The 13,744-nt window shown below is 50.9% G+C and carries 10 protein-coding genes and 2 pseudogenes; 9 read left to right on the top strand and 3 right to left on the bottom strand.

Annotation, left to right across the window (positions count from 1 at the left end; genetic code table 11):
- Positions 1-318 precede the first annotated feature (318 nt).
- The 3 genes from AC566Q_RS17735 (at position 319) to AC566Q_RS17725 (ending at position 4,388) form a co-directional block, all read left to right on the top strand.
- Positions 319-2,814, top strand: a complete 2,496-nt coding sequence (locus tag AC566Q_RS17735) for a heavy metal translocating P-type ATPase (protein ID WP_011788479.1) — start codon at positions 319-321, stop codon at positions 2,812-2,814.
- A gap of 25 nt (positions 2,815-2,839) precedes the next feature.
- A complete protein-coding gene (gene cueR / locus AC566Q_RS17730; protein ID WP_015066558.1) occupies positions 2,840-3,304 on the top strand; it encodes a Cu(I)-responsive transcriptional regulator in 465 nt (154 codons plus the stop codon).
- A 127-nt stretch (positions 3,305-3,431) separates the two neighbouring features.
- Positions 3,432-4,388 (top strand): IS1595-like element ISAma5 family transposase, encoded by a 957-nt coding sequence (locus tag AC566Q_RS17725; protein ID WP_499608922.1) that lies wholly within the window; start codon positions 3,432-3,434, stop codon positions 4,386-4,388.
- Between the two features lie 29 nt (positions 4,389-4,417).
- Here the strand turns inward: AC566Q_RS17725 and AC566Q_RS17720 are convergent.
- A pseudogene (locus tag AC566Q_RS17720) lies at positions 4,418-4,867 on the bottom strand (Cd(II)/Pb(II)-responsive transcriptional regulator).
- A 1,049-nt stretch (positions 4,868-5,916) separates the two neighbouring features.
- Between AC566Q_RS17720 and cueR (AC566Q_RS17715) the strand changes: the two are divergent.
- From cueR (AC566Q_RS17715) to AC566Q_RS17705, 3 genes and pseudogenes are all read left to right on the top strand, one after another.
- Entirely contained in the window at positions 5,917-6,342 is a 426-nt protein-coding gene (gene cueR, locus AC566Q_RS17715) for a Cu(I)-responsive transcriptional regulator (protein ID WP_011788488.1), read from the top strand.
- A gap of 183 nt (positions 6,343-6,525) precedes the next feature.
- A pseudogene (locus AC566Q_RS17710) lies at positions 6,526-6,734 on the top strand (IS4 family transposase); the annotation flags it as partial.
- A 370-nt stretch (positions 6,735-7,104) separates the two neighbouring features.
- Positions 7,105-7,458, top strand: a complete 354-nt coding sequence (locus AC566Q_RS17705; RefSeq protein WP_011788489.1) for an ArsR/SmtB family transcription factor — start codon at positions 7,105-7,107, stop codon at positions 7,456-7,458.
- 40 nt (positions 7,459-7,498) lie between these two features.
- Here the strand turns inward: AC566Q_RS17705 and AC566Q_RS17700 are convergent, their stop codons facing one another.
- Together AC566Q_RS17700 and AC566Q_RS17695 are read right to left on the bottom strand one after the other, a co-directional pair.
- Entirely contained in the window at positions 7,499-7,837 is a 339-nt protein-coding gene (locus AC566Q_RS17700; RefSeq protein WP_231401330.1) for an oxidoreductase dimerization domain-containing protein, read from the bottom strand.
- Positions 7,779-8,477 carry an FAD-dependent oxidoreductase gene (locus tag AC566Q_RS17695; protein WP_015066563.1) on the bottom strand — a complete coding sequence of 233 codons (699 nt, stop codon included), beginning with the start codon at positions 8,475-8,477 and terminating at the stop codon, positions 7,779-7,781. The genes AC566Q_RS17700 and AC566Q_RS17695 overlap by 59 nt, the downstream gene beginning before the upstream one ends.
- Positions 8,478-8,822: 345 nt before the next feature.
- Here AC566Q_RS17695 and AC566Q_RS17690 point away from each other — a divergent pair, with 345 nt between their 5' ends.
- The 3 genes from AC566Q_RS17690 (at position 8,823) to AC566Q_RS17680 (ending at position 13,425) form a co-directional block, all read left to right on the top strand.
- Positions 8,823-9,851 carry a cation diffusion facilitator family transporter gene (locus tag AC566Q_RS17690; protein WP_011788490.1) on the top strand — a complete coding sequence of 343 codons (1,029 nt, stop codon included), beginning with the start codon at positions 8,823-8,825 and terminating at the stop codon, positions 9,849-9,851.
- Between the two features lie 44 nt (positions 9,852-9,895).
- Positions 9,896-10,174: an ArsR/SmtB family transcription factor gene (locus tag AC566Q_RS17685; RefSeq protein WP_011788491.1), complete on the top strand. Its 279-nt coding sequence runs from the start codon at positions 9,896-9,898 to the stop codon at positions 10,172-10,174.
- Between the two features lie 596 nt (positions 10,175-10,770).
- Entirely contained in the window at positions 10,771-13,425 is a 2,655-nt protein-coding gene (locus AC566Q_RS17680; RefSeq protein WP_011788492.1) for a heavy metal translocating P-type ATPase, read from the top strand.
- Positions 13,426-13,744 lie beyond the last annotated feature (319 nt).

Below are 13,744 nucleotides of genomic sequence, written 5' to 3'. Positions count from 1 at the left end.
GGTTTCCCATTCACTTAGCTTGATTACAAGCAGCGGCCATGAATACCGAAAAGAATGCTAGCGCCGCCACTGCAAAAGGCAGTTAGCGGGGCTTTTCTTGAGGGAGCACATTCAAACAGGCTACTAGCCTGATATTTTGAGATTTAGGCGCTCGTTTCTTTTGAGTTAGAGTTACACACTACCAAACAGCTGGATGAATATCAGGAATGATGGCGCTTCATTTGTTGTGTTCATGAGGTTAAAAATAATACGCTTGACCTTCCCATCATGGTAAGCCCTAGACTGTTTAATATCTGAACCAACAATGAGAAATACATCATGAGCATTCATAAAAACCAGCTCTCCAGCAATGCTGAAGCCCGGGTTAGCTTACCTATTGAGGGTATGACCTGTGCAAGTTGTGTAGGACGAGTTGAAGCAGCTTTAAACAAAGTTGAAGGCGTCGTAAACGCAAGTGTCAATCTTGCGACTGAGCTGGCGGATATTCATCTTAAAGCTCCTGTTGATCGACTGAAGTTAATCGAAGCAATTGAAAAGGTAGGATATGAAGTTCCTGTAACATCCGTTGAACTTTCAGTGCAAGGTATGACATGTGCTTCGTGTGTTGGCCGTGTTGAAAAGGCACTCTTAGCGGTTGATGGTGTAAAGGCGGCAACGGTTAACCTTGCAACTGAGAGGGCAACTATTCGCGGAGTGGCTGGCATAGACGATCTCATATCTGCTATTCAAAAAGTTGGCTATGAAGCCCGTGTCATCGATACCCAAAATCAGGTCAGTAATGAGTCTGAAGTAAGAAAGGACGCAGAGAAGGCTTTATTAAAGAAAGATTTAGTTATTGCAACAGCACTGGCTCTGCCGGTATTTGTTCTCGAAATGGGATCTCACATGATTCCAAGAATGCAACACTGGGTGATGAATACCATTGGGATCCAGGAAAGCTGGTACGTCCAGTTTGTATTGACATTGTTAGTCTTAGTGGTTCCAGGTCGTCGATTCTACATGAAAGGCATTCCTGCTCTTACGCGGCTTGCTCCTGACATGAATTCACTGGTCTCTGTCGGGACTATTGCTGCTTTTGGTTATTCTGTGGTTGCTACGTTTGTACCATACCTTTTGCCTGAGGGTACCGTTAATGTGTACTACGAAGCTGCTGCAGTGATTGTCGCTCTCATTCTTTTGGGACGATTTATGGAGGCGAGAGCTAAGGGGAGAACGTCTGAGGCTATCAAACGCTTAGTAGGCTTGCAGGCTAAGGAGGCGCACGTGCTCCGTAATGGCGTAATGAATGATATTCCTGTCAAAGACGTTGTGCTTGGAGACATTATCGAAGTTCGCCCGGGAGAAAGGATTCCGGTCGATGGAGAGGTAAGTGAAGGTACCAGTTTTATAGATGAATCGATGATAACTGGTGAGCCTATACCAGTGGAAAAAATCGTTGGCAGTGGAGTTGTCGGAGGGACTGTGAACCAGAAAGGAGCACTGAGGTTGCGTGCTACTGCGGTTGGTGGTCAGACAATGCTGTCACAAATCATACGGATGGTAGAACAGGCCCAGGGGTCAAAGTTACCTATACAAGCTGTTGTGGACAGAGTGACATTGTGGTTTGTTCCAGCTGTGATGTTGGCAGCACTTTTTACATTCCTGATTTGGTTAGTATTTGGTCCATCACCAGCCCTGTCTTTCGCATTGGTTAATGCTGTGGCAGTGCTAATCATTGCATGTCCATGTGCAATGGGACTCGCGACACCGACATCTATCATGGTTGGTACAGGTCGTGGTGCAGAAATGGGAATTTTATTCCGCAAGGGAGAAGCCCTACAGTTACTCAAAGATGCCAAAGTTGTTGCTGTAGACAAAACCGGAACTCTGACTGAAGGTCGTCCAGTCATGACAGATCTGGAACTAGCTCAGGGTTTTGAACGTAATGAGGTATTAGCAAAAGTTGCCGCAGTTGAATCACGTTCTGAGCACCCTATTGCTCGCGCTATTGTTGAGTCGGCAGAAGGAGACGGCATTTTACTGCCAGAGCTTACTGAGTTTGATTCAATCACTGGTATGGGAGTACGAGCGACTGTTGAAGGGAGCCTTGTAGAAGTAGGCGCTGATCGATTTATGCGTGAGTTAGCATTGGAGGTAACGTATTTTTCCCGGATTTCTGAACGCCTCGGGAATGAGGGGAAATCACCTCTCTATGTTGCTATAGATGGTCGGTTGGCTGCAATTATTGCTGTAGCTGACCCTATTAAATCAAGTACTCCAGTAGCTATAAAGGCATTACATCAGCTTGGTCTCAAGGTCGCCATGATTACCGGTGACAATGCGAATACAGCTCAGGCTATTGCTAAACAATTAGATATTGATGAAGTGGTTGCGGAAGTGTTACCTGAAGGCAAAGTTGAAGCGGTGCGTCGACTGCAAGAAAATTACGGTAAAGTTGCTTTTGTCGGCGATGGGATAAACGATGCCCCGGCACTTGCAGTTGCAGATATTGGACTTGCAATTGGTACAGGAACAGATATAGCCGTGGAGTCAGCTGATGTTGTCTTAATGTCAGGAAACTTGCAGGGAGTTCCTAATGCTATTGGATTGTCTAAGGCAACAATCGGTAACATCAGACAAAATCTCTTTTGGGCATTTGCTTACAATGCAGCATTGATTCCAGTGGCTGCAGGACTGCTATACCCAGCTTATGGAATACTGCTCTCTCCAATTTTTGCAGCAGGGGCGATGGCGCTATCAAGCGTGTTCGTTCTGGGAAACTCATTGCGTCTGCGTCGGTTCCAGCCTCCTTTGGTTGAGGACGCTGAGCATTAACGCTGAGCATTAACAAGGTGGGCTTATGAATATCGGAGAAGCATCGCGTAAATCAGGAATATCCACCAAGATGATTCGTTATTACGAGCAAATTGGATTAATCCCTGCCTCCGAGCGTACGGAGTCAGGTTATCGTAAGTATGCTCTCAATGATGTTCATAGATTGGTTTTTATTCGTAGTGCCCGAGATCTCGGGTTCTCTCTGGAAGATATAGAAGGCTTGCTTACGTTATGGAATGACAAATCTCGCCAGAGCATTGATGTTAAACGCCTGGCTCAGGAGAACATTGCTGACTTAGAACGACGTATGGAAAGTACACGTCAAATGACTGAGAAACTACGAGTTTTAATCCGGAGTTGTGCTGGGGATGAGCGGTCAGAATGTCCTATTCTTAGGACATTAACCAATGCTTCGGGCAAAGCCCGCACCGTAAACCGAGGAGGAGCGGTACAGCGCCGCTCTGGAGATAAGCTGAGCGGCAAAATGTAGTACTTTAAATTGGCCCATAATGGTGTAAGACTACGCAGTTTTAACACCATCACATTTTTTTCATTTTGGCTATGTTCTGCTAAATTGTTGCTATACTGTATATGGATACAGTTATTGAGGGTTGATCATGATCCCAGCACAATTTACAAAGCTTATAGCCGAGTTAGAACACTTAACAGATAGTCAAACCCGTTATGTTGAGAAGCTGCTGAAAGGCACTGATAGCGTCTCACAGTTGATAACAGAGCTTGAGGAGCGGATGGTTGAAAACCCTGAATGTCCGCACTGCCATAGCTCACTGATCAATCGGCACGGCAAGGTAAACAAGATGCAGCGTTATCGCTGCAAGAACTGCGGCAAAACCTTTGTAGCGACAACGGCGACACCGCTAGCTCGACTGAGGTACAAAGAGCTTTGGTTAGAATATATTCGCTGTATGCTGGACAGTAAGCCATTGCGTAAATGTGCCGAAGAATGTGGTCTCCACCTTGAAACATCGTTCAGGTGGCGGCATCGATTCCTAGCGCTACCATCAGCACTGAAGGCGAGCAAACTAGAAGGTATTATCGAGGCTGACGAAACACTTTTTCCCTACTCAGAGAAAGGCTCAAAACGGATGACTCGTCAGCCCCGCAAAAGAGGGATGAAAGCGAAAAAACGAGGGCGTTCAAAAGATGACTGGGTGCCCGTTTTAACGGTCAGAGACAGAGCCAAGAATACGTATGAGGCCGTTGTGCCAAGTGTTACATCGGCAACTCTGCATCAGGAGCTAGCAGGAAAATTAGAGAAAGACAGTGTGTTATGTAGTGATGGATATAAGCCCTACATAGCTCTTTCTGAGAAAAATGATTTAATACACAAGCGCTTAGACGTGGCGGGAGGTGTTAAGGTGATAGATAAAGTCTTTCATATTCAGAATGTTAACGCCTATCACAGCCGTCTGAAAGCGTGGATAAAACGGTTTCACGGAGTAGCCACAAAATACTTGGAACACTACCTGGGTTGGTTCAGGTTTATGGATAATCCAGAAAACCTTAACGAAAACAGGCTCTTTTCGATTCAACAACAGTTAATCCGAACATAGCCTTCATTTTAAACAAGCGCGTGGCATCACTAATGCCCCCCTAAATGGTTGGTTGGTGCGGTTAAGGAAAGATCGCTATCACTTTCATCAGCTGTCAATTTTTGGACTATGCAACATTTATCTATGCTGCGGTCAGCGCTACAAAAAGCATTCAGCTCCTTACGTTGCTCTTCTAACGCTACTAATTCTTTGATTCGATGCTGAATGTGAATTAGGTGGGCGTTGATGATTGCATCTATCGGGCCACATTCTTTACCCTGATTATTGATTGCTAACAGCAAAGCGCGAATTTCCTCATGGGTCATATCGAGAGAACGGCAGCGGCGGATGAATAGTAGTTTTTCAAGACGGGTTTTGTCGTAGTGACGATAATTATTTCCTATGTCTCGTAAAGGTGCCTGCAGTGGACCTTCTTTCTAGTAGTAACGAATCGTTTCTACCGGACAGCCTGCTTTACGCGCCAACTCACCAATTTTCATATATCCCTCGTTTGAACTTGACTCTGTAGTTAGATTAGGGTCTTCAGTAGTCAGTATAGTAAACATATTGGGCAAGTGGTCCCGCAAAAAAGTAAAACTCTAGTAGGAAGGAAGCTGCTAGTTGTATTTAAAAATTAAGCTTGGTTGTGGGAGGCAAGATTCAGAAATCAGGCGAATTGAACAAGGCGAATGGTCATTTGTATGTTCATAATGATTGCAACCATTCGCATGTTGAAAAAGACCTAAATCATGATAAGCCTACTTACAAAGGTTGTGGCCATGACCATGACCAGAAATCGCATGATCAAGATGATCATGGCCTTAGTGGAGACTGTTGCGCGGCTGCGCCTACAAAGATTAAATAATCTGGGGGGGGCGAACTGAAATCCGCATTATGCAAATGGATTGTCCTGTAGAGGAAAAACTGATTAAAAAGAAATAAGGGGATGTATATGGCAGTTATGGGCCTTAATTCTAGACAGTGGCCAGAAGCTGCGATGATTATGGTGCTCTTTACTATTGCTGAACTCATTGAAGCAAAATCACTCGATAGAGCTCGAAATGCAATCGGATCTCTAATGAATTTGACTCTCAAAACTGCAATGGTCCAACTATCAGTATGAACGATGACACCTTGAGGCTGCCCTCGCCAGAACAGCGCCATGGTCAGCACATCGCATATGATGATGATTTGGTTAAAGCAATGGTTCAATGGGTAGATAATTTTTTGAACACTAGATGATCAGTGGAGTCAGATGAATTAAGTCGGCATTTATTTTTGAACTTTAAGAATTATTTATTATTAAACCATGTGGGAAATCTAAACGATCAAGATTTTAATATCATACAAAAAATCTATCGACTTCTCTTGACCTTCCGGTTAGGGGAAGGTTTAACCTGAAGTTAGGTGGGGGCTGGTGAGATTTTTGGGAACAGGTTAATGGTTACTTGGTTCAATGGATTAGGAAATTTCCTTCAATAAATGTTACCCGAAACTATGTTACTTAAAGCTAACTACAGTATTAGTAAAAATCATTTGGGAGGTGAAGATGAACATTGGTGATGCAGCCCGCTTATCGGGAGTTTCGGCGAAAATGATTCGTTACTATGAGGAGGTTGGGCTAATACCATCAGTCTCCAGAACAGAGGCTGGTTATCGGATCTACAAAGATGCCGATGTTTATAAGTTACATTTTATACGTCGATGTCGAGATCTCGGTTTTTCTCTGTCACAGGCAGGAGAGTTACTTTCTCTTTGGGGAAATCATTCGCGTCAGAGTGCAGATGTTAAAAGTATAGTTGAATCTCATATTAATGATTTAACCTTAAAAATTGAAGAATTTCAACGTATGGCATCAATTCTTACCACACTCTCTGCTTGCTGCGCGGGAAATGAAAAACCCGACTGCCCAATACTGAAGGCTCTCTACCTCGCGGATACTTCCCATCTGCAGGACATAGAAAGCTGCCCTTAAACTTTCGACTCCCTTCAATGTTATTAGGTGATCGCCATGGGTGGGAATACGCAGTTTAGCTCGAAAGCTAGACCTTTGTCGTCAGGATGAGGTCGCATGCGGCCTGATTTTTAATTTATTAAAATTCATATGATTAAAGTCAACTTTATTTAATCAGTGCTAACAAGTAAGTTTGTGAGTGATTGGAAGCTGCTGTGGTCAAAAGTCGAAAAGAAAAAAGTACCGAAGCGAACTCCAAGTGTTTATTGGGTTTGTATAAGTCTCGGAAAATTAGTGGGTTGGTTTGATTCAAAAAGGACGGGACGAGTCGGCAGGGAGCGGTTATGGGAAGGATAGTTTTACCACAAACCATCCTTGAAGGTTACCTGTTAGCCAAGTCTCTTGATCAATGAGATGTGATCAAGAGACAGGCACCTTGGTCAGGGCGCACTCGATTCGGACGATGCAGCTCGTGCAGGTCATGCCCTCGATGGGCAGGCTGATCGCTGCTACGGTGGCACGACCAGCACTTGTTAATGGCATGCTCAAGGTGTCTTCTCAAAATTGAAATTAGACATACAGGGTACTTGAGGGTTACTATGTTGTAAGGTTAAGCCCTATTTTGAGCGCTGCTGGTTTGGACGATTTCGCTGCGCATAGACGCGGCGCGCCTTGGCTCGCAGGCTGTCTCCTGATCTTTGTCGGCGAGTGCGATCAAATTATCGCAGCCTCGTTAATTCTGAACGGCATGAGTAGCTGTTCGAGAGTTGGAATTTTTGAGAAATGACTTTACGCAAACAAGTTAACGCGCCCCGCGGTGCAAGCGACGATCTGGCTTCTTTGTCACAGAATGACGTTACGATCCTGGCCGAGACCTTCCGCCTACTGGGCGACCCGTCTCGGTTGAGAATAATGCTGTGCTGCATGAAGGGTTCCTCCTCGGTTGGGGACATCGCGGAATCCCTCGAGCTTTCGCAGTCGCTGGTCAGTCACCACCTGCGGCTGCTGCGTGGAGCCCGCCTTGTGAAGGGGGTGCGCCAGGCCAAGCAAATTTTCTATGAGGTGGACGACAAGCATGTGAACCAAGTGCTGCTGGACATGTCCACTCACATCGTCGAAGAGCACAACGACGATTAGCCGCGGGCGAAGCGCTCGTTGCGATGCGGATTGCGATCTATTACAAGCTGGGGCCGTATGACCGCCCGCGGCTACACTCAATGAGATGAATGCGGGTCCAATTCTGATCAATCAGAAGTTCAGCGCGCTTATCGACCGCAAGTGAGGCCTTATTGAATGCCATCGCGATGACCGCCTCAGCCACAAGTTCGCTGATCTGCGGGCCGACTACATGTACGCCGAGGATTTCGTCTGTCGTAGGATTTGCGATCACCTTGACGAGACCCGCTGTCTCGCTCAATGCACGCGCGCGACCGTTAGCCATGAACGGAAATGTACAGCTACGATATGCTGCGCCCGCGTATTTGAGCTGCTGCTCGGTGCGACCTACCCAGGCGATTTCCGGGCTGGTGTAGATGACGTTGGGGATCGTGTTGAAATCGACATGACCGCGATGGCCTGCAATGCGCTCGACCACAGCGACACCTTCTGCGCTCGACCACAGCGACACCTTCTTCCTCTGCCATGTGCGCTAGCATCAGGCCGCGCACCACATCGGCGATGGCCCAGATACTGGGCACGCTGGTGCGCCATTCGCCGTTCACCACGACGGCTCCGCGCCCATCCAGTTCAAGGCCGACGGCGGCCCGAGTCATAAACGCCAGACCGTTTAAGAACTGCACCTTGTTTTTTCGGAACAGATAGAGTTTGCCTTCGTTGCTCGACTTCACGACCTGATTCTTGCGCTCCAGCATCACAGCCACGTCCATGCGTAGCTCGCCCGTGGACATGATGCCGAGCGCGCCGAAGTGGTGCTTGGCTTGGTCTAAGTTTTTGGACGACTGCAGCAGCGCCTTTGACGGGATGCACCCGATGTTGTTGCATGTACCGTCTTGGGTAGGCTTGCCTTCCTTGGTTTTCCAGGCATCGACGCAGGCGACATTCATGCCTAACTGCTCGGCGCGAATCGCTGCGATGTCGCCACCAGGCCCGGCGCCAATGACGATGACGATGACGATGACGTCGAAGTTCGTGTCCATGATTGAAATCTCCTAGATGTTTTCAGGCGCTTTCCTGCGTGGTGCTCGCGCTGCGGTTTTGGCCAGCCAGCGCCCCGTCCGATCTGGCTCACGACCATCCGAACCTTCCGGCGGGTCATCCTCTATCTGCGTCAGCACTTGGATCTGGGCCAACATCATCACGACCTGATTGTGGACGACCTGCACAGGGTGTGGCCAAGAGGATAGGCGTACTAAATAGCCGCATCGCCGCCACTCATCTTTCGCAGTCCTTAGTATGGTTTGCTAAAAATACATTGCATAAACATATGTTCATGTATTATATTTTACGTACAGTCAACCACCTAATTTCTGCGCGAGGCCCTGATGTCCCAATCGCACGATGAACATGGTCACGACCATGACCACACTCCAAAAGTGACCGGCGCTAACGAACGCAAGGTCTTGCTGTCCTTCTTCCTGATCTTCGGCTTCATGATCGTGGAGGCTGTCGGCGGCGTGCTGTCGGGCTCGCTGGCCCTTCTGGCCGATGCGGGCCACATGCTGACCGATGCAGCAGCGCTGGCTCTGGCATACGCGGCATTCCGGTTCGGGCGCCGACCAGCTGACAGCAAGCGCACCTTTGGCTACCTTCGGTTCGAGGTCATCGCCGGCTTCCTGAACGCTGTGACGCTCTTTGTGATCGTGGCATGGATCGCCTATGAAGCATGGGAGCGACTGCAAGCTCCGCCCGCCATCCTTGCCGGCCCGATGATGATCGTCGCCGTGCTTGGATTGTTGGTAAACGTTCTGGTGTTGTGGATCATGACCCGCGGAGAGACCGATCACGTCAACGTGAAGGGGGCCATCCTGCACGTGATGGGCGACCTGCTGGGCTCGGTCGGTGCCATCGTCGCTGCAGTGGTCATCTATCTCATTGGTTGGACGCCAATTGACCCCATCCTGTCGGTGCTGGTGGCAGCCCTGATCCTGCGCAGCGCCTGGAAGCTCCTGGCGAAATCGATCCACATTTTGCTCGAAGGTGCGCCCGAGGACGCTTCTCCGGAGCAGGTGGAACAAGGCCTGATGGGCGCGGTGCCTGGCTTGGCGGCCGTCAGTCATGTGCATGTATGGCAGCTTACCTCTGGTCGCACGATGGCCACGCTGCACGTTCGCCCTAGTGTGGCTGAGGAAGCGCGCACCGTGGTCAAGTGCGTAGAGGTGGTGCTTCGAGAGCAATTTGGCATCGAGCACGTGACGGTCGGGATCGAATGGAACTCTCCTGGTGAAAAGAACCTTTGCAGCTTGCAGCCGACAGGTGGGCCGCAAGGGCACACCCCACATGAGCATGACACTAGCCACAGCCATGAAAAGGGTCATAAGCACGACCATTCCGTCCCGGGTCATCAACACTGATGCTGCAGCCAGCGTAGTGCTGGCAGCTCAGGGACAAGAAATCCATGACTTCTCGAAAACACGCCAATGGCGACAATGCTCAGAATTGCGCCACCAATGCTCAGCGTTCGGCCCCAGAGCTCTTGGCGCTCTCTCATAGTGACGTCGCTGTTCTCGCTGAGACTTTTCTCCTGTTAGGAGATCAATCGCGCCTGAAGATCCTGCTACAGTGCATGCGCGGATCAGTCGCGGTGGGCGACATCGCAGAAACGCTCGATCTATCCCAATTCTTGGTCAGTCATCATCTGCGGCTCCTGCGTGGAGCTCGACTTGTGCGTGGATAACGTCAGGCGAAACATATCTTCTACGGCATCGCGGATGAGCACATCAGTCAAGTGTTTCAGGACATGGTCTGTCACTTCTCTGAGGAATGATTGCGAATTGCGTCGAACGCAAAGATGCCTACTTTTTGCTGGGCATTTTCGCGATTGCGCAAGAGAGGTGCCAGCCCGTCAGCAACTGTAATGCGCCATCCCAGTCCTGAGTAAGCGCGACTTCGCCCATGCGTGATGTTTGGGTGACGGTTGTATGAATCTGACCGCACTCAATCCCCTGGGCCTCATCAGCCGACGCCAGCTTTCACTCCCCCCCATCGTGAGCGTAGAAATTAACCATGCTAACTTCATGAATTAAATAATTGAACATATCTTCATATGTGTGCTAAAATTCAATCTGCATTTTGAAAATGTGTCGAAACTGTAAGCACGTGCGCCGCACGCCGCACGCCACAACCACAGACGATCGTAAACAGAAGGACAACAGCCTTCTTTTTTAATGATTAACACATGGATGTATGTTCATGTGTTTGTTATATTTAAGCAGTATGTGCGGCGTGCGGCGAACCTAACTTGCAAAGTGTTCAGAGAACTTGGAGGTAGATATGACAAGGGAAATAACGGAGTACCAGGACAAGGCTAGGGAGCAGCTGAGCTTCCGTGTGGAGGGCATGGATTGCGCGAGCTGCGTCGGCAAAATCGAGAAGGCCCTTTCCCGAATGGATGGGCTGACGGACGTGCAAGTCAATTTTTCTAGTGAAACGCTGACGTTGACTCGCAATCTGAAAAGCCGCTTCACTGCTCGCGATGTAGCTAAGAAAATCAAAACTTTGGGGTTCGGTGTGGAAGAACTGCCAGTGTCGTCGCTCTCGATTGCGGCCGTATCGCGCCAATCGGTCCATGCACATGACCACAGCGAAGATCACAAGGATGGTCACGCTTGCGGCGGTGATCATGGGCACGGCCACACGCAAAAGACAAACGGCGGGCATGAACACGGCTCCTGCAGTGGACATGATCACACCTCACACGCTCGCCGCGAGCCCCCTGGTAACCCACCCAACGTTTCGATGCACGTGGAAGGCATGGACTGCGCGAGCTGCGTTGGCAAGATTGAAACGGCTCTTGCTCGCATGGCGGGCGTATCAGATGCCCGCATCAACTTCACGGCAGAAACGCTTGAGCTGACGCTCGCGTCTGGAAGTCCTACACATATTGGCGACATCGAGAAGACCATCAAAAGCCTGGGTTTCGGCGTCTCCGACGTGCGCCGCCTTGATGGATCCTCGCCTGCCGCGCCTGCCCGCGTGCCCTCAGCTATCACTCAACGCTGGTGGCAGACGAAGAAGGGTAAGCATGTGCAGGGCCTAGCAGCTCTCATGGGCTCGGCCTATGCAGTTGCTCAATTTATCCCCGGCTATGCCGAATGGATCTTCGCCGCTGCCGTGATCGCTGGCGTACTCCCGTTCGCGCGCAAAGCCTTCGCGCTGGCCATATCTGGCTCCCCGTTCTCCATCGAAACACTGATGGTTGTCGCCTCGCTGGGCGCGCTCGTGATTGGCGAGGCCGAGGAGGCCGCTGCTGTGGTGTTCCTGTTCGCGGTCGGCGAGCTGCTTGAAAGTGTGGCCGCTGGCCGCGCCCGCGCCGGCATTAAAGCGCTGGCTTCTCTGGTGCCTAAAACTGCTGTCTTGCTCGACGCCAATGGTGGGCAGCGCGAAGTGCCCGCTGCCTCCCTGAGCGTGAACGACCGGGTTTTGGTGCGCCCGGGTGATCGAGTGCCCGCTGACGGCAAGATCTTCCGCGGCGAAAGCAGTCTCGATGAATCTCCGATCACAGGGGAGTCCGTGCCGCGTCAAAAGGCCGGTGGCGATGACGTATTTGCCGGCTCGATCAACGTCGACGGTGTGCTTGAAGTTCTGGTTGAGAAGGCTGCATCGGACAACACCATCTCGCGCATCATCCAGCTCGTCGAGCAAGCTCAATCCTCCAAGGCGCCGACGGCACGCTTCATCGAAAAGTTCAGCCGTTACTACACCCCGGCCGTGATGGCCATCGCGGCGCTGATCGTCGTGGTTCCCCCGCTTACCATGGGTGGTGATTGGGGCACTTGGCTGTACCGTGGTCTTGCTTTGCTGCTAATCGCGTGCCCGTGCGCCTTGGTTTTGTCAACGCCGGCGGCCATTGCCTCGGGACTGGCTGTTGCTACTCGCCGAGGTTTGCTGATTAAAGGTGGCAACGCCTTGGAAACCATTGGTCGCGTTCGCACAGTCGCCTTCGATAAGACTGGCACGCTGACAGAGGGCAAGCCGCGCATCACTGAAGTCGTGCCTTTCGGGCAATCCAAGCAGCAACAGGTACTGGCGCTCGCCGCCGCCGTCGAGTCTGGATCGAATCACCCGTTGGCGAAGGCAATCGTTGCCCACGCCAAGAGCCTCGATGTGGAGGTTCCACAAGCCACCGAAGCATTCGCTATCCCGGGCAAGGCAGTTCGCGCTACCGTGAACGGCAGCAAGCTAGCCGTGGGATCGCCCGTCCATGCAGGGCAGATGGCCACGCTGACCCTCGCGCACCAGCAGGAAATCGCCAAGCTGGAAGATGGTGGCAAGACGGTGGTGGTTCTGTTCGACGAAGCAAGCAAGAATGTCATGGGCCTGTTGGCCTTGCGTGACGAACCTCGCCGTGACGCCCGCGAAGGCGTGGCCCAGCTCAAGGCGATGGGTGTGCGCTCGGTCATGCTCACCGGTGACAATCGGAGAACTGCGCAGGCCATCGCCGGCAAGCTGGATATCGAGTGGGAGAGTGAGTTGCTTCCGCAAGACAAGTTGCGCCTGGTCAACGACTTGAAGCGCGACGCGAAGGTGGCGATGGTCGGCGACGGCATCAACGACGCGCCGGCCTTGGCGACCGCCGATGTAGGGATCGCCATGGGCGGCGGCACCGACGTGGCCCTAGAGACCGCAGACGCTGCTCTGCTCAAGAGCCGCGTCACGGACGTTGCGCACCTGGTGGCGCTGTCCCGCGCGACGATGGCCAACATCCACCAGAACGTAGTGTTCGCCATTGGCCTCAAGGGCCTGTTCCTAGTCACCAGTGTGCTGGGTATCACTGGCCTTTGGGTTGCTGTGCTGGCCGACACCGGTGCCACCGCTTTGGTCACGCTCAATGCGCTGCGCCTACTCCGCTTTAAGGGTGCCCAAGAGCCAGCCGATGGCCAGAACGGAGGTCATCAAAGCTCTGTGTCCGTACAGGATGCCCATTGAGGTATTGCAGAGGGCTTGAACTGCCGTTGTTGCGGCGCCAAGCCCTTCCATATCTTCATCTGTAAATCGATCTCCGAAAACATCGATGTTAGGCGATAAACGAATGCCTTTAGAACAACGAGTTTAAATAGATGGGATGATCGGACGTGGATAATGGGCTCAGATGCGTCCCTTTCGGCCGTAACTGCATCTCATGCGTTCACCGGGAGGCCGGAAGGTTCCAGAGCTTGTAGTCCAGTCCCATGCTCGTCATGGTCATCGAAAAAGGCTTGACCTTGACGTGGTTGTAAGGGCTAGCCTTTAGAAACATATGCGAACC

Source organism: Alteromonas sp. H02 (genome assembly GCF_059682525.1).
Note: the sequence above shows the minus strand (reverse complement) of the source record. Positions and strands in the feature narration are given on the sequence as shown.